Below are 23,047 nucleotides of genomic sequence, written 5' to 3' on the forward strand. Positions count from 1 at the left end.
TTAATATCCAATGTTTTGTACCAAATTGGGATTCATATCTATCACAGCCTGCGGAATTGGTAGTTTGTAAGAGTTTTCATCAAACACTCTCATTCTACTCTTACGTCCGCTATCTTTGGCATACACAGCATTCATCACCTCTTCTACTTTACCCAGTCGACAAAGGTCGAACCAACGCTGACCTTCAAAAGCCAGTTCCAAACGACGTTCTTTGAGCAATGCAGCAAGCATATTCTCTTTGGAAGAAGTGGTGGATGACGGTAGCGGATCCAATCCGACACGGTTGCGGATGATGTTAATGATGGTTGCAGCCGCACCAAGATCCGGTGTTGTCCCCATGATGAGTGCTTCCGCTTTGAGCAACAGAATATCCGCTAATCTCAACTTGATGATGTTGCTATGACTGGAGCGACATTTGTACATAAAGGGGTAATTGCTTGAGGGGTAGTAATTACTCCATGCAGCCTCGTAATAAACAATAGACTGATTGTAGCGCACCACATCTCCTTCATCCTGATAAGCCTTGATGAGATCACGAGAAGGAGTGACCCATTTAGACCAAGTAAAATTCTCATCCCAATTAGATACATTGCGCCCAAACATCCAACTCACCCAGTTGCCGCTACCTACGGGATATTGCAGTTCCAGAATGGATTCGGAAGTATTACGCACTTTGCAGTCCGTATTATCAGCATTCATCCCAAAGAGGTCTTCATAATCTCCTACCAGCGTAAATCCATCTTTCACCAAATCATCGCAGTACTTAATCACCTTAGTGTAATCGCGCATAGGCTTCTCAGCATACACCTTGGCTAGCAAAGCACGAGCAACAGACTTAGTAAGGCGTGTTTTATCCGACGGATTATTGTCGGGAGCCGAAACAAGCGCTTCCGTGAGATCTTTCACGATCTGCGCATAGATCTCTTCGACTGTGGCTTGTTTGGGGTAATAAAGAGGATATATCTCATTAATATTTTCTGCAGTAATATTGCCTGCAATGGTGGTGATCAAAGGTATAGCTCCAAAAATACGAGTCATATCAAAAAGAATCATTCCACGGTAAATCTTTGCCTCAGCCTTCCATTGATCACGTTCAGATTGTGCAAAAGAAACGTCAGGCACACTGTCTACATAATAAGTGATTTTGTTAGCAGTAGCAATATCCGTAAGGTATTGTTTCCAGTCACGAGTAAGTACACTGTTAGCCCCATCAATGGAATTATTCTCGAAAGGAACCACTTCAGCTCCGGTAGAGCCTCCGTAAGCATTGTCGGAATGAGCCTCAGCCAGAAGCATTTGATCCATATACCAATGTTCTTGGTTATCACGCATGCGAGAATACATGCCCTCGTACTGAGTAAGCATCTCGGCACGATTCTTAAAGGGAATCCCATCTCCTGATCCACCGGATGTACCGATAGTTACATCCGAATAATCAGATACCGGATTATAATCAAGCGAACAAGAGGTCAGTGCCAGAGTAAAGCCCAGCGAACCGATTATAATAGATTTGAGTTTCATACTATTTATCATTTAAAATTCAACATTTAAACCAAACACAAACGATTTACTCTGAGGATAAGTGCCCCAGTCGATACCCTGCACAGCTCCACTATTTGCCCATTGGTTCACCTCCGGATCCATGCCCGAATAATCGGTCCAAGTAATCAGGTTGTTGGCTGTGAAGTAAGGTTGCAAGCGGCTGATGCCCCATTTCTTAAGTAGCTTATCGGTGAAGTTATAAGAGAGTGAGACATCTTTCACACGTAGATAACTGCCATTTTCTACGAAGTAAGATGAGTTCTGCATGTTGAAACCGGCCTTGGGTACATCGGTAATTTGTCCGGGTATGCGCCAGCGGTTAAGCACGCGGGTCGATTGATTCAATCCATCATACATACCCTCTGTATCCATACGAGAAGCATTGTAGATATCATTTCCATAACTGCCTTGTAAAAATACGCTCAGGCTAAATCCTTTCCATGAGAATGAGTTGGTAAGACCAAAAGTAAAGTCAGGATTCGGGTCACCGATGTATGTACGGTCTGAAGTTGAGACAATCCCGTCATCAGTGATATCACGGTACATCAATTCACCTGTTTCCGGATTTACGCCGTCACTAATATAGCCATAGAAAGATCCCAACGGCTGACCGACCTCGTTTCGAACCACATATTGATGCAACGCATCGCTCGTCACGGCATCATTATAAATTTTAGTAAGTAGCAGACTCGTTAGTTTGTTCTTGTTAAAGGAGATATTGAAGTCAGTATCCCAAGAGAACTTTCCGGTAAGATTGCGCGAATTAACGGTAACCTCAAAACCTTTGTTGATCATTTTAGCCCCATTACGGATTATATTATCGGAAGACTGTCCTTCAGGAATAGATGTCTTCATCAACATATCAGAGGTTCTCTTGTAATAATAATCGAGGTAAAACGTCAAACGACTATTCAATACCGTGAAGTCAATACCAACATTTGTTTGCGAAGTCGTCTCCCAAGTCAGATCCAAGGTGCGCAGATTGGCTTGCTTCAGGGTAGGCACAGCCTGCTCATTACCTGTTTCCCACCATTGCACCCGATGGATGTCATAACGCATAAAATAAGAGTAATCACCAAGAGCCGATTGGTTACCGGTTTGTCCCCAACCGCCACGCAATTTCAAGTCATTGATCCAAGTAAATTCTTTCATAAACTCTTCCGAAGAGATGCGCCATGCAGCTGATACAGAAGGGAAATACCCCCAACGCTGACTAGGATGCAATTTTGAAGAACCGTCAGCACGCATATTTGCAGTGATCAGATATTTGCTGTCATAATTGTAAGCCAGACGACCTACGTAAGACATAATGGACCATTCGGAACCTTTAGTACCAGTATTATCCCACGCAATATTGTTGGCCGCATTCAACGTTTGAATAGCACCGTTCAGATAGTTAGAACCGTTGATATAACTCTGAGACCATTTAGAACCAGTCCACGAAGAGCCAACCATCACATCAAAATTATGCTTTTTCACTGACTTATTGTAAGTCAGAATATTATCGAAAACAAGAATGGAGTTTTGAGAGCGTTCGTCTTTTCCTTCACCATGCTGATTTCTTCCCCAACTCGTTTTAAGTGGATCAAGGAAGTTAGTAGTGTTGTTATATTCACGATCGAGCGTAAACGTTGACTTCAACTTCAGCTCGGGTAGAAAAGTAATCTCCGCCTTTCCCGTAGCAATCAATCGGTTCGTATTATTTTTGTTATTCTCGCTACGAGCCATATTTTCCAACGGATGAGTGATATTCACTCCATAGAAATTGTTATAGTACTGCCCAGGATTAGCATCATCCCATATTTTACCATAAGTAGGCGTATTGATAACTGAAAGGACGACACCTCCACGATTAGAACCCTGACCGGAAATAATTCCATTGCTGGTATAATCGGAATAGGCCACATTGGCACTAACATTCAACCAAGAGCGTACCTGATTCTCTATATTAGCACGGAAATTATAACGTTTATAGAAAGCAGTCTTAATGACTCCGCTTTCATCCGTGTAACCACCAGAAAGGAAATACTTCCATTTCTCGTTACCATTGGACACAGACACTTGGTAGTTCTGTGTTACTCCGGTTCGATACGTTTCATCAAACCAATTGGTTTCATCTTTCAGCCCGTCAGGTAAATGTACAATTCCTATCTCATCCATCAATTCTCTATATTGAGCCATATTCAGAGATTTTATCTTGTTGTTCACCTGCGTTACACCTACATGCGCATTCAACGCTATTTTTGCCACACCCTTAGCTCCCTGTTTGGTCGTAATCATAATGACACCATTTGCTGCGCGAGAACCATAGATGGCAGCCGAGGAGGCATCTTTAAGTATCTGCATACTCTCTATATCATTGGCAGAAAGATAGTTGATGTCCGTCATCGGCACCCCATCCACTACATAGAGCGGGTCATTGCTCCCATTATAGGAGGTAGTACCACGCACACGGATAGACAAGCCTGATCCAGGCTCACCACTGGGTTGCATCACAGAGATACCGGCTGCCTTACCCTGAATGGCCTGTCCTGCCGAGATAATCGGACGTTGATCAAGATCTTTGGTAGATACACTAGAGATGGAAGTTGTCACATCTTTACGTTTCACCGAACCATAACCGATAACCACCACCTCATCGAGCAACTCATTATCTTCTTTCAACACGATCTTCATGTGAGCAGTTGCTTTCACCTCTTGCGGTTTATAGCCCACATAAGAGATAACCAGCGTGGCACCATTAGCAACACTCAACGAGAAATTGCCGTCTAAATCGGTAATAACACCGTTGGTAGTACCTTTCTCGAGTACACTACCACCAATAATCGATTGGTTTTGAGAATCCGTCACTTGTCCTGTGACAGTGATTTTTTGTGCGAACGCACTTAATGATAGAAACAATACTAATAAAGCAAAGAAAATCTTGCTATACCCCGGGAGGAGTTTTCGCTTGTTCTTTTTCATACGTATTAATTTTAAGTTTAACGATATTAGGTAACTGCTGCCTTGCTAACCCCTCAGGAGCGGGCAACTTTACAATAAGCCAAAAGTAGAGAGAAATTGATCTCTCACTCATGGCATGTGGGGATTTAGTGGATTACCCGCACAACAATACCTGTGTATTACACTGATACACAATGAAATACAGAAATCACAAAACAACAAAAAAGTGGATGATATACAAACGCTTAGCGTATCTTACAGACCAGTGATTCGAATTCTTCACGAGACACACGAGCTTTATTTTTCACTTTAGCGCGGTAGTTATAAATCGTGTTTACGGAATAACGAAGAAATTCGGCTATCTGTGAACTGTCTTCTATACCCAGACGAATAAGGGCGAATATCCTCAGCTCCGTGTTGAGTAATTCACCTTTCTTGGGAAGTACCGGTTCACCATCTTGCAGCAACTCATTAAACTTCTTCACGAAATCAGGGAAAAGTTGAAGAAAAGCTGAATCGAAATTGTCGTATAGCTCTTTCAGTTCCAATTCTAAGGCATCTTGAGAGCGCACAATCTTCAAGAGTTCGCCTGCCTGTCCGGCAGAGATCTTCTTGCTCACCATCCGCCGATAAGCATCCAGTTTATCTATATAAGTAGAACAAAGCTTGATGAATCGCCCAATGTACTCCTCTTTGATCTGATTGGATTCAGAGAGTTCTAAGTTGGTCGATTGCAGGCAAAGATTCATCTGCTGCAAGTCATTATTGAGCTGTTTGAGCTGTCCATTGGCTGTTTGCAAATGGTTTCTTGCCACCGATAGCCGTTTCATTTGCCGATAAATGTAAGTCAAAGCTCCCATAAGCATCAATACCAATACACTGATGAGCATCAGGTAATTTTCGAGCTGACGGTTTTGTTTCTCAATCAAGGCTTGATAGGTTTTATCGATGAGTGAAAGGATTCCGGCACTCTGCATGCTCCGAAGCCGGGCATTATAGAAGTTGGTTTCATCCCACGAAAAACGGATGTAGCGATAAGATCGTTCCACGTCACCATCTTCATAGAGCAATTGGGCCAACATCCACAAAGAAGCATGGTCTTTAATGGCCGATTGAATATCAGAAATGGCCGAAAGAGCAAGGTACTTCTTCTCTTGTTCCAAATCGCCATTTTGCTGAAACACCAAAGCCCGATAAAACATGATCATTGCATACTCCGGAGTACCGAAAGGTGCTTTCAACAACCTGAGATCATTGATGTGCAAAGCCTCAGCAAACTGTCTGTTATCTCTCAATGAAGTTTCCTTCATCGACAAGTAAAGATCTGTACCGTGGTCCAGAATATTGTAAAGTGAATCCTTGTATGTATCCGAGATTTTGCGATAGAGCACCGTGCTCTGCTTATCTTGTGTATAGTAAGCCAGTTCTCCATAGACATGATCAAAACAGGAGTAATAATCAGGCAAAAGAGTTTGAGCTAATTTAGGTCGATTAATTGTTTGAAGCATGTCAACAGATTCTTTATACATACCTGAAGAAGCCAAAAGATAAGAGAGCAGTAATTTACTTTCATTTTCTTTGAACTCATTTTTCATAGTCCGGGCAATCTCTATGTTTTTATCGAGATAATGAATGGCCGAATCGCAAACATAAGCACGATACTCCTTAAAGAGCAACATATTCAAATCATATGTTTGATCCAAAGAATTCACGTCACCCAAGCTTTGCTGAAGTTTTATGATATGTGCTTCTCTCTTAGCACTAAAGGAATGGTGTGCGGTTATTGTTCTGTCGAGCACATTCAGCAGCGAGTCGATTTCATTATCGGCAAAGGCAATACCGGAAGAAAGCAATAAGCCGGTCAACAGAAAGCTAATCCTCAATTTGTATCTCATCATCGTTTTCATAATATGGAGGTCACAATAGGACAAATATACTAACATTTGTGTGATTCGCACAAGCTTTTCAGATTTTATCGGTTTGATTACAATGTTATTTAGTTAAGCTCGTTACCACTATTTATTTACATATAACAGATCCCAAATAGATCTTACTAGATCAGCGTGGTGAATTAACTAGTTAAGCGCGGCGAACTAGTTAATTCACCACGCTGATCTAGTTAATTCACCAGCCCCCTCTCACAACGCTTGTAGAGGGGGAATTGAACGATTCAAAAACCTTGACAAATAACTGACTAAGAGCTTCTTTTATATTCGTTTCAATTGTACAGTGCTCTAAATGACATTGGACTTAATTAAGTGAACAAGGCAAGGGAGTAGTTGACATTTTAAACCATCTCACAGAAAGCTTGTGGGCGAGTTTGAATGCACCACTTCAAGAAGTTGAAGTTAAGAGTTTTATAAAAAACAGTATCTGTAAACTCTGTAAACAATGACGACCTAATATTGCTTGTAATTCCCCGATTAACGTTAGTGCCTTGTCTCTTAATCCTACAATCGGCTAGTCTGGCAGCAAGCTCTAACGATAAATCAGCGTAGAAAGCTGATCTACGGCAAACATTTCATTGGCTACCTCCAGCAGTTCTTCGGCAGTAATACTCTCAATGCGCTGAAAAACGACCTCGGGTGATTCATACTTATTGTAATGTAGAAAGGTTTTTCCCATGCTCAGAGCATTGTTCTCGTAATTATCCGATGCCACCCCTATCTGCCCGATGAGTTGCTTCTTGGCTATTGCTAGTTGAGAAGAAGTCATCTTCACATCGCGCATGTGTTTCAGCTCTTTGTGAGTAAGCTTCAAGCAGGTATCTACATCTTCGGGATCAGTACCAAAGTAGATGCAGAAAGCGCCCGTGTCGGTGTAAGAGGTTAGGTTGGATTCTACACTGTAGACCAATCCGCGACGCTCGCGAAGCGATACGTTGAGCTTACTGTTCATACCGGGACCACCCAAGATATTATTGAGTAAATAAAGTCCTGTACGCTTATCATTATGAGCATCGTATCCACGATTGCCAATCATTACGTGAGCCTGATGAGTATCTTTATTGATCACTCGGTATTCGGGCACATAGAGTGCTGGAGGGGTACGAGTTTCAATCCTTTCGGTAAAGAGTAAATCTTTGGTGTACTTCTCTGCTAGGTGAACTATTTTTTTGAAGTCGAAGTTACCCAACACAAACAGAACTACATTCGATGGCTGATAATGATTGGCCACAAATGCTGCAAGATGCTCCGTACGGAAAGTTTTCAGCATATCGGGATTGCCTAGAATATTATGTCCGAGGGGATGATTGCGAAAGATCATGTCCTCATAATCATCAAAGATCAGTTCGGAAGGATTGTCCTCATACGACTGAATTTCATCAATAACCACCTCTCTCTCTTTCTCAATCTCAACCTGAGGAAAGATGGAATGAAACACCATATCGGCCATTAACTCTATCGCCCGATCGAGGTCCGGCATCAAGAAAGAGGCATACACCACTGTCTCCTCCTTATTGGTATAAGCATTCAAATCGCCTCCCACATTCTCCATGCGATTTAAAATGTGCCAAGCTTTTCGTTTGGTAGTGCCCTTAAAGACAAGATGTTCGACAAAATGAGCCATCCCTTGTTCGTGATCTCCTTCATCCCGGGTGCCGGCATCCATGGCAAAGCCCGCATAGGCCACTTTCGATAGCGAAGGTTCGTGAATAATGCGAAGACCATTCGCTAAAGTATGTTGATTGTAATCCATTGTTTTCTAAACAGTTATTGTATTGAGGCTGCAAAAATACAATAAAACTTATTGCGGTTTATAGAAAATTGCAGATATTTGCAAGCTATAATATCACAACACTTATGGAAAAGATCGGTATTTTCTGTTCCGCATCCAACGAAATCGACCAAGAATTTGTGGAAGCTACGCGCCAATTAGGCGAATGGATGGGGAAAGAAAAAAAAACACTTGTGTACGGAGGAACCAACCTTGGACTAATGGAATGCATCGCTCGGGCAAGCAAAATGAATGGGGGTAAAGTCATAGGCGTTATTCCTGCACTATTAGAAGAAAACGGGCGAACAAGCTCCCTACCCGACCAAGTTATACAAACCAGCAATCTCAGCGATAGAAAAGATATAATTGTAGAAAAATCGGATATTCTGGTCGCACTTCCCGGTGGTATAGGTACACTCGACGAGGTCTTTCATGTAATCTCTGCGGCAAGCCTCGGCTATCATAGCAAGAAAATAGTGTTTTACAATATAGCCGGATTTTATAATTCCTTGCTGGCAGCTCTCAATGAGATGGAGCAGAAATACTTCATTCGCAAACAACAACGCAATACTTATGCCGTGGCAAACTCATTTGAAGAACTTGCCCTCCTATTAAAATAACCCAACTGAACAATAAGAATGATTGAATCGATTCAAGAGCTCTTGCAGAAAGAAGCTGAAGCCGTGCTGAACATACCCATAACTGACGCTTACGAGAAAGCCGTAGGCCTCATCGTAGAACAGATACATCAAAAGAAAGGCAAATTAGTAACCTCCGGCATGGGAAAAGCCGGACAAATAGCCATGAACATCGCCACTACTTTCTGCTCTACCGGTATACCATCCGTCTTCCTACACCCTAGTGAAGCTCAACACGGTGACTTAGGAATTTTGCAAGAAAACGATTTGCTATTGCTAATCTCCAACTCGGGTAAAACTCGAGAAATAGTGGAGCTTACACGACTAGCACACAATCTGAACCCTGAATTGAAATTCATCGTCATCACTGGAAATCCAGATAGTCCGCTAGCCGATGAGTCGAATGTTTGCCTTTGCACCGGAAGACCCAAAGAAGTATGTACACTCGGTATGACACCCACTACTTCGACCACCATAATGACCGTCATCGGAGATATATTGGTAGTGCAAACGATGAAAAAAACTGGATTTAGTATTGAAGATTATTCCAAACGCCATCACGGAGGCTATCTGGGTGAAAAATCAAGAGAACTATGCGTAAAGTAATCGGCATTGGCGAAACCATTCTAGACGTCATCTTTGAGAACAATCAACCTTCGGCAGCCGTGCCGGGAGGATCAGTATTCAACGGAATCGTATCACTAGGCCGTATGGGCGTGGACGTGCGTTTTGTCAGCGAAACAGGTAATGACCATGTGGGAAAGATTATCCTTCGTTTCATGGAAGAGAATAACATCCCAACAGATCATGTAAATGTGTTTCCAGATGGAAAGTCACCCGTGTCATTAGCCTTCCTAAACGAAAAGAATGATGCCGAATATATCTTTTACAAAGAATATCCCAAACAGCGGCTCGATGTGATTTATCCGCAGATTAACGAAGACGACATTGTTATCTTCGGCTCCTTCTACGCACTCAACCCTGTTCTTCGAGATAAGATGACAGAACTACTGGAACTGGCTCGCGAACGCAAAGCCATTATATATTACGATCCCAACTTCCGCAGTACACACAAAGACCAGGCAATGAGGCTAACGCCCATCATTATAGAGAACCTCGAGTATGCCGACATTGTACGCGGATCGAATGAAGACTTCTTTTATATGTATGGTATGAAAGATGTGGATAAAGTGTACAAAGACAAGATTAAGTTCTATTGCCCCAACTTTATATACACATCCGGTGAGAATTGCATTTCACTCCGCAGCAACCGTCTATCGAAGGAGTATACGGTTGCACCCATCGAAACAGTTAGCACCATTGGAGCAGGCGATAATTTCAATGCAGGAATCATCTTTGGTCTGCTAAAGTACGGAGTGCGTTACCGTGATCTAGACACTATTAACGAAGAAACATGGGATAAGATTATTCAGTGCGGAAAAGATTTCTCTGCTGAAGTTTGCTGCAGCCTGAACAACTCTGTCTCCAAAGACTTTGCCACAAAATACCCGAACGAATAAACGCTTCCCTGATAAGTAAATGGCCCGTTTTATGGAAACAAACGCTTTTTTTTGTTAAAAGTGTTCGTCATTTATCTAAATATAGCAAAGTTATTATACCAAGTGGCTAGAATCTATATCTTTGCAATTAAAGCAATCTAAAATAGATAAGTGAAACGGTTATGTACAAAAACTTGCTGAGTTGGCTAAGCATTATTTTACTTCTTCCCTCTTGTTCGGATAACTCTCCAAACATATCAGTGGTGTGCGAAGAAAACGATGTAGGTAATTGCATCATCAAATGGGAAACAGCTCCCCTTATAAAGGGACAGGTTAAGATATATGCTTCTACGGATCCGGAAATGATAACAGAGGACATCCCCGTGGCAATGGCCGATATTGCCAATCAACGGCTCACCGTCATCACCAATAATCCGAAAGAACGATACTATTATCTCATGGTATTCAACAACCAATATCGAGTAAAAGTAGCCGCGCGAAATATAAATATTCAGGGAGTTCAGAATTTCCGAGATTTGGGCGGTTATCAAGCTGCAGCAGGCAGAAATATTCGTTGGGGCATGCTATACCGTTCAGGAGAAATAAACCATTTGCAAGAATGCTCATTCAAAAAACTGGAACATCTTGGAATAAAAACAATTATCGACCTGCGTTCTAACCAAGAATTGACTAATGTCTCCCCTCTTCAAAAAGGTTTCAATGTCGTTCACATCCCCATCGCCACAGGCAGTATGGATGGAATACTGAAGGACCTTCAACAAAAGAAGATAAAAGGAGATACCATTTCTCGCATAATAAAGAAGTTATATAAGGAACTTACAATTCGCTATCAACCGGAATACAAAAAAATCTTCGAAGTCTTACTGAACAAAGAGAATTATCCGATTGTCTTTCATTGTTCTGAAGGCAAAGGACGCACAGATGTGGTGGCGGCACTCATTCTAACGGCTTTAGGAGTCAACCAAGATGTCATCATGGAAGATTATCACCTAAGCAATAACTACTTAAGCATACCCAAAGCTGTATCAAAATATGCCTATAAGCAACCTGTACAGTCGCAGGAAGCTATCACAACGCTATTCTCAACGCAAGACGAATTTCTGAATGCTGCTAAAGAGGAAATCGAGAAAAATTACGGAGATGTAGACACTTATCTCAAAAAAGGCCTCGGGCTTAATAAAGAAAAGAGAGCACGATTGAGAGATGTCTTGCTAGAATAACATCATTGTACGGTGAACGTAAGTCGCTTTGTATCAATAATTAAGCCTTTCTGTTCTTTATTTTATTCAATAAGCGTAAAAACCAAAAATTATCCGTAACTTTGCGACCGAAATATAAAGATATACAGAAAATTAATGAAGAATTTTGAAGAGTTAGGCGTTTCCCCGGAAATACTTAAAGCAATTAAAGAAATGGGATATGAGAATCCCATGCCAGTACAAGAAGAAGTAATACCGTATTTATTGGGAGAGGGCAATGATGTAGTAGCCCTTGCACAAACCGGAACAGGAAAGACTGCCGCCTTCGGTCTGCCAATCATACAGAAAATAAATGTAAAGAAACGTATTCCACAATCACTCGTTCTATGCCCCACCCGCGAGCTTTGCTTACAGATAGCCGGCGATTTGAATGACTATTCCAAGTACATTGACGGACTAAAAGTGCTTCCCGTATATGGAGGATCTTCCATCGAAAGCCAAATTCGCAGCCTGAAAAACGGCGTGCACATCATCGTTGCTACTCCGGGACGTTTACTCGACCTGATGCAACGCAAAACGGTATCATTATCGACTATCACTAACGTCATTATGGACGAGGCTGATGAGATGCTCAACATGGGCTTTACCGAAAGCATTAACGCTATTTTGGCCGATGTACCCGAAGACCGCAACACTCTGTTGTTCTCGGCTACCATGTCACCCGAAATAGCGCGCATATCTAAGAATTACCTTCGCAATGCCAAAGAAATCACCATCGGACGCAAAAACGAAAGTACCAACAACGTGAAACACGTGGCTTACATGGTGCAGGCAAAAGACAAATTTGCCGCACTGAAACGAATTGCCGACTTTTATCCACAAATATATGGTATCATTTTCTGCCGCACCCGTAAGGAAACGCAAGAGATTGCAGACAAATTGATGCAAGAGGGCTACAGCGCAGACTCGCTACATGGCGAACTCTCACAAGCTCAACGCGATGCCGTAATGCAGAAATTCCGCATACGCAACATACAAATACTTGTAGCTACTGACGTAGCCGCACGCGGACTCGACGTGGACGATTTGACGCACGTCATCAACTACGGATTACCTGATGATACGGAGAGCTATACTCACCGTAGCGGACGTACCGGGCGTGCCGGAAAAACAGGAACTTCCATCGCTATCGTTAATATGCGCGAAAAAGGAAAATTACGCGAGATAGAACGCATCATCGGTAAGAAGTTTATCATAGGAACAATGCCTACAGGCAAAGAAATCTGTGAAAAACAACTGATCAAGGTGATCGACGATATCGAAAAGGTGAAAGTAAACGAAGAAGAGATCGAAGACTTCATGCCTTCTATCTATCGTAAACTGGAGTGGCTTAGTAAAGAGGACGTGATTAAGCGCATGGTATCAATGGAGTTCAATCGCTTCTTGGAATACTACCGTGATCGCCAAGAAATAGAAGCACCTAGTGCTGACGGACGTGGCGAAAGAGAAAGACGCGATCGCAGTGATGATGGTGGAAGAGGTCGTAAAGCTGAAGCTGGATATACTCGTCTGTTCATCAATATGGGCAAGATGGATAATTTCTTTGCCAGCCAACTAATAGAGCTTATCAACAAAAACGTAAGCAAACGCGTACAGATAGGACGTATCGACCTGATGAAGAATTTTTCATTCTTCGAAGTTGAAAACGAACAAACGCAAACCGTCATTGAATCTCTGAATAGATCGTCAGTAGGCGGCCGCAAGGTTTCGGTAGAAGTAGCCGGTGAAGAAAGTGGCAGCGCTCCAAGAGGAGAAGGCAGAGGTGAAGGCCGAAAATATGGCGCACCTAGAAGAAGCGAAGGGGCAAAACCTTTTAGAGCTTCTCGACCCAAAAGCACTACAAGCCGCGAAGAACGTGGTTACGAAACTGCCAGAGGACCAAAGAAAAAAGAAGATTGGCAAAATCTATTAAATGGCAAGGAACCTGACTTCAGCGAAGAAGGATGGGCAAGAAGAAAGCCAAAAAAATAGTCCTTTAAGCGAGCACAAAAGTGCCGTTTGAAACCCAGAGAACATTAAAATCATGCATAATTCTGTATCCGTCTATGAAACAGAGAAATGCATGATTTTGCTTTACCCCCCAACATGAACAAGATAAACGGTTTTTTGTATGGATTGCTTTCATCGGCTAGTTTCGGCCTTATCCCATTGTTCACCATCCCTATTATGCATCAGGGGATGCGATTCGAATCCATCTTACTCTATCGCTTTCTCTTTGCTTGCTTGGCATTAGCAAGCATACTAGTGCTTACCAAGCAATCATTCCACATTCGTATAAAGGATATACCCTCACTCTTATTGTTGGCTTTTCTCTACGATGCTGCGGCCATCTTCCTCTTTTGGGGATATAAATTCATGCCTAGCGGTATAGCTACTACCATACACTTCATGTACCCCGTATTCACAACTATCATCATGATGATTTTCTTTCATGAAAAGAGGTCAACGTGGCGACTTATAGCCGTAGGCATTGCTGTTTTGGGGGTGTTTCTCTTATCATGTGGTAATACATCCGGTTCCATTACCCCAACAGGGCTCTTCATCGTGTTACTCTCTGGCCTTGGATACGCTCTATATTTGATCACAATAAGCCAATTAAAGATCTGCAAAATGAAGGGATTGAAACTAACATTCTGCGTATTTTTATTCGGAGGCATCCTCCTCTTTATCCTGATAGAGATTTTTGGTGAAGTACAACCCATCAAGGATGTGGAAACAGCCCGCAATTTATTGCTATTGGCAATCATTCCTACCGTCATATCCAATTTGGCATTGGTGCGAGCCATTAAAAATATTGGCTCAACACTTACTTCCGTACTCGGAGCTATGGAGCCCGTCACAGCTGTATGTGTGGGCATCTTCGTTTTTGGAGAAGTATTCACTCAAAGCATTGCCATAGGAATCATGCTGATTATTACTTCCGTAGTAATCCTAATCATTCGTTCTTCGAAAGCATAAGCCAACTTATGAGCAAAGGTATAACTATGCTCATAAGTTAACAGTCGATTAGTATTGGGTTGCCCCTAACAATGGAAGAAAAATATTAATCTGACAATATCTACTTTGCCTTGCTAGAGTTGGACGATTGCAATAGTTCAGGAATCTGTGAAGGTTCATCCGCCACCAGCACTCCGGCAGCCTTTAAATACTCTATTTTCTCGGCAGCCGTACCCGATCCACTCGATATAATAGCCCCCGCATGTCCCATCTGCTTTCCGACAGGGGCCGACTGTCCGGCTATGAACGCCACCACAGGTTTGGTGATGTGCTTGCGAATATGTTCCGCAGCCAGTTCTTCTGCATTGCCACCTATCTCCCCTATCATCACAATAGCATCCGTCTCAGGATCGTTTTCAAACATATCTAGCAGGTCAATGAAATAAAGACCCACAACAGGATCGCCACCCATTCCAATGGCCGTAGACTGCCCCAAACTGGCAACAGAAAGATGATAAACAATTTCATAAGTTAGTGTGCCGCTACGACTCATTACTCCAATTCTGCCAGGTTTAAAGATCTGAGCCGGAAGAATACCGGCAAGACTCTTTCCGGGAGTTACCAAACCCGGACAATTAGGACCGATGAGTAGTGCGCCCTTCTGTTGCACATATCGGTAAGCTTTGACAACATCTAGCGTAGGGATACCCTCGGCTATGCAGATAATGAGTTTGATACCTGCATCGGCAGCTTCCATGATGGAGTCGGCTGCAAAACGAGCAGGAACAAATATAATAGATGTGTTAGCATTGGTTTGCTCCACAGCCTGCTGCATGGTGTTAAACACTGGAACATCATGCACCTGTGTGCCTCCTTTTCCGGGTGATACTCCACCCACTATTTGTGTACCGTAATCTAACATTTTGCGAGTATGAAAACCTCCATCACGTCCGGTGATACCTTGCACTATTAATCGTGTAGATTCATTTATAAGTATGCTCATGTCTTCTGTTTTTATGATTTAGATGCTATTTCTACTGCCATGTGGGTGGCCTCACTCATTGTTTGTGCCACCAGAAAACGGGTATTCTGTAACAATGCACGCCCTTCCTTCTCATTGGTACCCGTAAGCCGAACAATAACAGGTGTTTGTGTCTCAATTTGCCTAAAAGCTTCTAATAAGCCATTTGCCACATCATCACAACGAGTGATGCCACCAAAGATGTTTATCAGTACCACCTTCACTCGTTTGTCGCTAAGCAAAAGCTTCATGGCCTCTATCACCTTAACGGGATTGGAACTGCCACCAATGTCCAAGAAATTAGCCGGACTGCCACCATAAAGCTTAATCATATCCATCGTAGCCATGGCTAAACCTGCACCGTTGACCATACAGCCTATTTCGCCATCCAGAGATACGTAGCTGAATCCTTTCTCCTTGGCAGACACTTCGGTCTTTTCTTCAGCCGTAAGCTCGGCAAGAGGCCTTATGTCGTCGTGACGAAAAAGAGCATTATCATCAAACGTCATCTTAGCATCAATAGCAATCAGTTGCCCCTCAGCCGTCTGCACCAACGGATTTATTTCAGCCAGTGAAGCATCTTTTTCAAGAAACAAACGATAAAGTTTCTGAATGATAGTAGCCATTTGGTTGACTTGCTCTATACTTGTAAACATGGTAAAGGCAAATTGTCGTGCCAAGAAATCGGGTATTCCGATCATTGGGTCAATGTTGAAACGGAAGATTTTATCAGGAGTTTCGACAGCAACAGTTTCAATATCGACACCTCCTTCAGGACTCATGATGAGCAAGGCCGACTTCTTATTACGATCAATCGCAAAACTTACATAATACTCCGACACTATATTGACCGCTTCGGTAACCAGTACCTTCTCTACCTGGTATTCCTTAATGGTCATACCTATTATTTGAGCCGCTTTACTAGACACCTCTTCTTCATTTGAAGCCAATTTTATACCTCCGGCCTTTCCTCTTCCACCAGTAAGTACCTGAGCTTTCACTACCACCTGTTGCTCTCCCAAATCTTTATAAGCGGACACAGCTTCAGCCACGCTAAAGCATAAACGATGTTTTTTTACCGGAATGCCATAGGTCGAAAAAAGATCTTTGGCTTGATACTCGTGAATTTTCATAAGCAATTATCTTCTTTAAAATGATTAAATAACAACACACACAGCCAGCATAACAATGCGTGGCATTGCAAAGCAATAGTATAACAACCCCTAACGAAGACGGATTGTTGCAACAAAAGATATGTTATTAATCACTATTTGGAAGGAAGCACAAACTCTTTCATTAAGTTGGTGGCTTTAGCATACTTGTCGATCATAAAAAGGATATACCGTACGTCTACGCCTACACAGCGCTGTAACTGAGGCTCAAAAATAATATCACTACTCATCGCTTCCCAGTTTCCATCAAAAGCAAGTCCCAGCAACTCTCCTTTATCATTGAACATGGCACTGCCCGAATTTCCACCTGTAATGTCGTTATTAGATATAAAGCAGACTTTCATATCGCCCTTTTCATCGGCGTAACGTCCAAAATCTTTAGAGGCTAATAATGACAACACGTCTGTGCCTACAGCAAAATCACTATCCCCCTGATGAGCATTTGCTTTTTCAAGAACACCCTTGGAGGTAGTATAATAGTCATAATCCACTGCATCGGCAGGAGAATATCCGCAAACAGTACCAAAGCTGAGACGCATAGTTGAATTTGCATCCGGATAGTAGTCCCGATCAGCATACATCCGCCGTATGGCCGCATTGAACAAACGTTCGTCACGAGTAATCTTCTCAGAAGGCACCGTGATGGATTGGTTCATCTCGAAGTATTTCACGATAAGATCAATACCTAGCGAAATTGCAGGATCATCCATTATGTTGAAGGTAGTATCCCTTTCGAAAAAACGTTTTAACCCTCTCGGAGAGGTTATCTCAGAGTGAGCGTAGAGAGAATCGACATACGCACGTTCATTTCCAGCGTAATCTTTAGATATGGTATGATACATCTCAGGCAAATAGGTTGTGTCCACCTTTGCACGATACTCTTTCAACATAGCCACAAACACGTCTTTGTCAATATCAAGATCCAAGTTAGCATAGCGCTCCATCACTCCTTTAATCTTAGCCACAACGTATTTCTCTTCGGCTTCAAAATCAAAATTCAGTATCTCCAAAGCCAACTGTAACAACTCCGGGCCATTCATAAAAGACTCACCAAAATAAGCCATCGCACGATTCGTTTCCTTACGGTCCTTATAGTTTAGCTCCAGAGAAGAAAACAGGTGCAACAATGAATCGCGTTCCTGAGGAGTTTTTTGAATCCATTGCATCAATGAATTTTCCATCTTCCGCTTCTTTTCAAGTACTTTAAGTTTAACTATTGCTTGATTGGTACCGATACTATTCTTCCAATAATTAGAGCTTTCATCGTACTTTGCCGCATACTTTATACGTATTCCTTCATTCTTATCCATCGCACGTTTCCAAATGGCCTGCTTCACTCCACGCACATCTATCATGGCTTGGTTCATTCCATGCATCATCTCTTCTACCCCAAACGAAGAGAGATAACGCTCTGTAGATCCAGGATAGCCTAGAGTCATGCAAAATGAACCCTCCTTATAACCATTGAGCGAAATGGGTGCTACATAGTCAGGATGATAAGGCACATTATCAGGAGAATAATCTGCCGGATGATTATTCTTATCGGCATAGATACGAAATACAGAGAAGTCGCCCGTATGTCGTGGCCACACCCAATTATCCGTATCCCAACCAAACTTTCCAACCGATGAGGGAGGGGAAAAAACAAGCCGAACATCGTTGAAATCGCGGTAAACAGACAACCAAAACTCATTGCCACCATAATAAGGGTCGACAACCCCAACAAGCGACGAATCCTTAGCGTGAACTTCTCCCTGTATGGCTAACATCACCGAATCGGTGGCCACTCGTCGATCAGACTCGCTCATAGCAGGAGTTACTGCTCCAAGCACACGTTTGGTTACATCTTCAGTGCTCAACAAGAAGCGAACATACAATTCCGGATTAGACAATTCTTCTCCTTTACTCCGAGCCACAAAACCATCTTTCAGATAATCGTGTTCCACAGAACTATGCTGCTGAATGGCTCCGAAACCACAATGATGATTTGTAAAAACCAATCCATCCTCGGAGACCACAACACCCGAACAAAAGCCACCAAAACTAACCACCGCATCCTTCAACGATGGTTTGCCCGGATTATACAACTTCTCTGCAGGCACCTTAAGCCCCAGTTGCTTCATTGCTTTACGAGTATCCTTATTCAGATTCCCTAGCATCCACATTCCTTCATGGCCATAGAGCGTTGTTCCGAACAAAAAAGAAAAGAATAAAGTAATCAAAAGTACTTTATTAAGATGAAAAATGGTTAGAGCATACTTACTTCTCTTTGCATCTTTATATTCGGCTTCTGTATTCATAGCATTCATCGATAGTATAATTCTAAGTCTATTCTCTTATTCCGTTATTAATCGTAGTTTTTTGGCTTCCACACGTACTTTAAGCCACTCTATTATTTTCGTTTTCTCCGCTTCTTTGGGTCTGGAAGAGAATCTCATCACCGCCAGCGTAATCGTGTCAGTTCGCATAGAATCCACGCGCGTCTCTATGGCATGAGACAGAGAGAGAGATTTCACTGACGGGTAAAGCACTTTCAGCTCAGGAATAATTTTTCGCCCTAATTCATCAAACGATTTATATATTGCTAAGTTTTTCTCTAACGAAACTATTTTTTGCTGTTGCTTCACTAGCTGCTCTTCGCTATTCTTATAAAAATCCTCCATCACCATGGCCCGTATGGACGAAATATCCACCATACTATTATTCATCCCTTGCACCACTGTTAGTTTGGTTTTGTTTAGATTGTAATCTTTCAATTTATTACGAGCAATATAGATAGAAGCTTCGGGCACATCCGCTCCAATCAAAACCACTTTAATTTCGGTACTGTCTCCTTTGTTCTGTATCTTCTGATCTAATACTTGAGTATTCTCAAAACTCAGTTGCTCAGTAATGAAACGATTGGCAGCTTGTTCAAAGATACTTTCTTTAACAATATTGAACGTTAAATAAATCGCCGGACACATCGTTATCAGAGCAATGAATATTATGGAATGACGCACAGTACGCTCTCGAGCCTTATCAATGAACTCCTTATGATGAAAATGCATCACACGCACTCCAAGAAACGTAGCCAAGCTGATAAAAACTGAATTGATAAAGTATAAATAAAACGCGCCAAGAAAATAAACCAGATTTCCGGTAGCCAATCCGAAGCCTGCCGTACACAACGGAGGCATAAGCGCCGTAGCAATAGCTACACCGGGAATCACATTGCCTTTTTCTCTGGTGGAGAGAGCAACAACACCAGCCAATCCACCAAATAGTGCGATTAATACGTCATAAATTGTAGGTGAAGTTCGAGCCAGTAGTTCAGATTGTGCCTGACTTACCGGAGAGATTAGAAAGAAAAGCGTAGCAGTAGCAACACTAAAGGCTGTTGTAATAAGAAAGCTCTTCAATGAGCGCTTCATCAGTTCAAAGTCGTTAAGCCCCACAGATAAGCCGATTCCCATAATAGGACCCATCAAAGGAGAAATAAGCATCGCACCTATAATCACCGCCGTAGAATTCACATTCAACCCAAGCGAAGCCATAAAAATAGCAAAGATAAGAATCCAAAGATTAGCCCCCTTGAATTCCACTCCTCTACGAATAGATTCAATCGTTTCCAATTCATTAGCTTTGTCTTTTCTCAAATCAAGATATTCTTTTAAAAATGTCTTAATAGCAAATGTCTTTCGATCAGGTGTATCCATACTTTTCATTTTATTAATCGGTTAATAAATGGGATCTGACTTAAAGGAAGATCCTTCTTTACGATGAAAGCGAGAAAAACAAAGAGCAATACAGTGTGAAATGCTAAACGAATGAAAATGTTGTCAATCATGATCAGTTCTGATGCTGCATAAAGCACAGCAGCGAGAAATACATACTGACCAATGCCTTTCAAGTCGTACCGAATCGGATATTTCTTCTGCCCAACGAAATATGAAAGCAAAGTAATGATGCCATATCCCGCAACACCCGCCCATGCACAGGCCACATATCCGTAGATTGGAACAAAAATAATAATCAACGCTACAATAAATCCGCAGCCTATCGTTGAAAAATAAGCTCCCCAACGGGTTTCTTCAATCAACTTGTACCAAAATGACAAATTGAAGTAAATGCCTTTAAATATTTCAGCAATCATCAAAATGGACACGACACTCAATCCTACCCAATAATCAGGGCTAATCATGTGTTTCATTATATCCATGTAAAAGGCAACAACAAGAAACGCTAACAGCGCAAAAATAATAAAATACTTCATTGCCGAAGCATACATCTTCCGATTATCTCCTTCTTTATTTTTGCCAAACACAAAAGGTTCGTAAGCATAACGAAAAGCTTGGGTAAACATCGCCATAATCATGGCTATTTTACTTACTGCTCCATAAATACCTAGTTGCGACATCGCCTCTTTATGGTTATCGAACAAGAAAGGATAAATCATCTTATCAATCGTCTGATTCAATATTCCGGCAATCCCTAATATCAATACAGGGAAAGAATAAGAAAGCATTCGCTTGATCAGCGCTTTGTCGAAAATATACTTGAATCCCGTTAATTCAGGAATAAAAGCCAGCATCTGTAAGCTGGTACAAATAAGGTTGGCAATAAAAATATAGCCCACGAGATAAGAAGGGTTATAGAACCAAGAAATCGTCCAAGCATAGTGTACATTCAACCATGGGCAAAGCAGCAAAAAGAAAAGGTTGAGTGTTATATTAGAAACAATAAACAGCATTTTGATAGCAGCAAACTTGATCGGTCTCTTCTTAAACCGCAAGTAAGCAAAAGGAATACATTGGAATGAATCGAGAGCTACCGTAACGGCCATCATCCATATAAACTCAGGGTTCTTAGCATAGCCTAAGAAGGAAGAGATGTCTGGAAGAAATGACATACAGATGAGGACAAACATGAGGCAAGTACTTCCTACCGAGATTAAGGAAGTGGAATATACTTTGAGCGGATCTTCATCTTTCTTATTGGCAAAATAAAAAAATCCCGTTTCCATACCATAAGTAAGCAGCACAAGCAACAACGCCGTTATAGCATAAACATTTGTCACAATGCCATAACCACCGGATGCCGCCGATAGCTTCATTGTATACAAAGGAACCAACAGATAGTTTAAAAAACGTCCGACGATGCTGCTTAATCCGTAGATAGCAGTATCTTTTGCCAAAGATTTTAATCCGGCCATAGTTTATTTACGAAATATTATTTTAATCAAATAGAGTCTTTGCATTGCTATTATATAGACTTCTTCCTAAGTGCTGGTAGGCCAACTCAGTAACTTCACGTCCACGAGGTGTGCGTTTCAGAAAGCCTTCTTTGATAAGAAATGGTTCGTATACCTCCTCTATCGTACCAGGGTCTTCACCCAAAGCAGTAGCAATAGTGGTCAGCCCCACAGGTCCCCCCTTAAACTTATCTATAATCGTGCAAAGTATCTTGTTATCAACCTCATCAAGCCCATATTTATCTATATTCAGGGCTTCAAGTGAAAAATTGGCAATTTCGGTATCTATAGATCCGGTACCTTTCACCTGCGCAAAGTCGCGCACACGTCTTAGCAACGCATTGGCAATACGAGGCGTACCTCTGCTTCGAGAAGCAATCTCTCCGGCAGCAGGAACAGAACAAGGAACATTAAGTATCCCTGCCGAACGACGAATGATATTCCTCAAAACATCATCATCATAATATTCTAAATGCAGATTAATGCCGAAACGGGCACGTAGCGGAGCCGTGAGCAAGCCGCTTCGGGTGGTTGCACCCACTAATGTAAAAGGGCTTAAGTCAATCTGAATGCTTCGTGCCGACGGGCCTTTATCAATCATAATATCTATCCGGTAATCTTCCATGGCAGAATATAAATACTCTTCTACCACAGGCGAAAGTCGGTGAATTTCATCAATAAAAAGCACATCGTTTGGTTCCAGACTAGTGAGTACTCCTGCCAAATCACCGGGCTTATCGAGTACCGGACCGGAGGAAATCTTGAATCCTACTCCAAGCTCATTGGCTATAATGCTTGATAATGTTGTCTTACCAAGTCCGGGAGGACCATGCAAAAGCACATGATCCAGAGCTTCCCCCCGCAGACGGGCAGCCTTCACAAAAATGCGCAGATTATCCACCACTTTATCTTGTCCGCTAAAGTCCTCGAAACTAAGCGGTCGCAAAGCATTTTCATAATCCCGCTCCTTACTAGTGAGCTGATGTTCGCGTATATCAAAATCCTCTTCCATACATGTACCTAAATGGAAGGCAAAAATACATGATTATTTTCAGATAACCCTAT

The 23,047-nt window shown here is 42.1% G+C and carries 16 protein-coding genes; 6 read left to right on the forward strand and 10 right to left on the reverse strand.

Translation table 11 applies throughout. The annotated features are described in order from the left end of the window. The 4 genes from BQ5338_RS14575 to BQ5338_RS14590 all read right to left on the reverse strand — a co-directional run bounded on the left by BQ5338_RS14575 (position 1) and on the right by BQ5338_RS14590 (position 8,184). A complete protein-coding gene (locus BQ5338_RS14575) occupies positions 1-1,521 on the reverse strand; it encodes a RagB/SusD family nutrient uptake outer membrane protein (RefSeq protein ID WP_071147912.1) in 1,521 nt (506 codons plus the stop codon). 12 nt (positions 1,522-1,533) lie between these two features. Beyond that, positions 1,534-4,506, reverse strand: coding sequence for a SusC/RagA family TonB-linked outer membrane protein (locus BQ5338_RS14580; RefSeq protein ID WP_071147522.1), 2,973 nt, complete (start codon positions 4,504-4,506; stop codon positions 1,534-1,536). A 224-nt stretch (positions 4,507-4,730) separates the two neighbouring features. Then, entirely contained in the window at positions 4,731-6,380 is a 1,650-nt protein-coding gene (locus BQ5338_RS14585; protein ID WP_071147913.1) for a DUF6377 domain-containing protein, read from the reverse strand. 583 nt (positions 6,381-6,963) lie between these two features. Next, positions 6,964-8,184 carry a M16 family metallopeptidase gene (locus BQ5338_RS14590; protein WP_071147523.1) on the reverse strand — a complete coding sequence of 407 codons (1,221 nt, stop codon included), beginning with the start codon at positions 8,182-8,184 and terminating at the stop codon, positions 6,964-6,966. Between the two features lie 104 nt (positions 8,185-8,288). On the opposite strand from BQ5338_RS14590, the gene BQ5338_RS14595 reads away from it, so the two are divergent. The 6 genes from BQ5338_RS14595 to BQ5338_RS14620 all read left to right on the forward strand — a co-directional run bounded on the left by BQ5338_RS14595 (position 8,289) and on the right by BQ5338_RS14620 (position 14,577). After that, positions 8,289-8,822: an LOG family protein gene (locus tag BQ5338_RS14595; protein WP_071147524.1), complete on the forward strand. Its 534-nt coding sequence runs from the start codon at positions 8,289-8,291 to the stop codon at positions 8,820-8,822. A gap of 18 nt (positions 8,823-8,840) precedes the next feature. Then, positions 8,841-9,446 (forward strand): SIS domain-containing protein, encoded by a 606-nt coding sequence (locus BQ5338_RS14600; protein WP_071147525.1) that lies wholly within the window; start codon positions 8,841-8,843, stop codon positions 9,444-9,446. Then, positions 9,434-10,360, forward strand: a complete 927-nt coding sequence (locus BQ5338_RS14605; protein ID WP_071147526.1) for a carbohydrate kinase family protein — start codon at positions 9,434-9,436, stop codon at positions 10,358-10,360. Before BQ5338_RS14600 ends, BQ5338_RS14605 begins: the two co-directional genes overlap by 13 nt. Before the next feature lie 161 nt (positions 10,361-10,521). After that, complete coding sequence (locus tag BQ5338_RS14610; protein ID WP_071147527.1) at positions 10,522-11,580, forward strand: tyrosine-protein phosphatase; 1,059 nt, start codon at positions 10,522-10,524, stop codon at positions 11,578-11,580. 135 nt (positions 11,581-11,715) lie between these two features. Beyond that, positions 11,716-13,590 (forward strand): DEAD/DEAH box helicase, encoded by a 1,875-nt coding sequence (locus tag BQ5338_RS14615; protein WP_071147528.1) that lies wholly within the window; start codon positions 11,716-11,718, stop codon positions 13,588-13,590. Between the two features lie 114 nt (positions 13,591-13,704). Further along, positions 13,705-14,577, forward strand: a complete 873-nt coding sequence (locus BQ5338_RS14620; RefSeq protein ID WP_071147529.1) for a DMT family transporter — start codon at positions 13,705-13,707, stop codon at positions 14,575-14,577. A 100-nt stretch (positions 14,578-14,677) separates the two neighbouring features. On the opposite strand, the gene sucD is transcribed toward BQ5338_RS14620, so the two are convergent. From sucD to ruvB, 6 genes are all read right to left on the reverse strand, one after another. Continuing rightward, complete coding sequence (sucD, locus tag BQ5338_RS14625) at positions 14,678-15,559, reverse strand: succinate--CoA ligase subunit alpha (protein WP_071147530.1); 882 nt, start codon at positions 15,557-15,559, stop codon at positions 14,678-14,680. Positions 15,560-15,570: 11 nt separating this feature from the next. Beyond that, the gene (gene sucC, locus BQ5338_RS14630; protein ID WP_071147531.1) at positions 15,571-16,710 is read right to left on the reverse strand and encodes an ADP-forming succinate--CoA ligase subunit beta; all 1,140 of its coding nucleotides are present in this window, start codon (positions 16,708-16,710) and stop codon (positions 15,571-15,573) included. 134 nt (positions 16,711-16,844) lie between these two features. Next, complete coding sequence (locus tag BQ5338_RS14635; protein WP_078063532.1) at positions 16,845-19,049, reverse strand: S46 family peptidase; 2,205 nt, start codon at positions 19,047-19,049, stop codon at positions 16,845-16,847. 36 nt (positions 19,050-19,085) lie between these two features. After that, the gene (locus tag BQ5338_RS14640) at positions 19,086-20,447 is read right to left on the reverse strand and encodes a TIGR00341 family protein (RefSeq protein WP_139265264.1); all 1,362 of its coding nucleotides are present in this window, start codon (positions 20,445-20,447) and stop codon (positions 19,086-19,088) included. Positions 20,448-20,452: 5 nt separating this feature from the next. Further along, a complete protein-coding gene (locus tag BQ5338_RS14645; protein WP_071147533.1) occupies positions 20,453-21,943 on the reverse strand; it encodes a lipopolysaccharide biosynthesis protein in 1,491 nt (496 codons plus the stop codon). A 22-nt stretch (positions 21,944-21,965) separates the two neighbouring features. Next, positions 21,966-22,994, reverse strand: a complete 1,029-nt coding sequence (gene ruvB, locus BQ5338_RS14650; protein ID WP_071147534.1) for a Holliday junction branch migration DNA helicase RuvB — start codon at positions 22,992-22,994, stop codon at positions 21,966-21,968. Positions 22,995-23,047: the final 53 nt, after the last annotated feature.

The organism is Bacteroides ihuae, from assembly GCF_900104585.1.
In the GTDB taxonomy this organism is placed as follows: Bacteria; Bacteroidota; Bacteroidia; order Bacteroidales; family Bacteroidaceae; genus Bacteroides; species Bacteroides ihuae.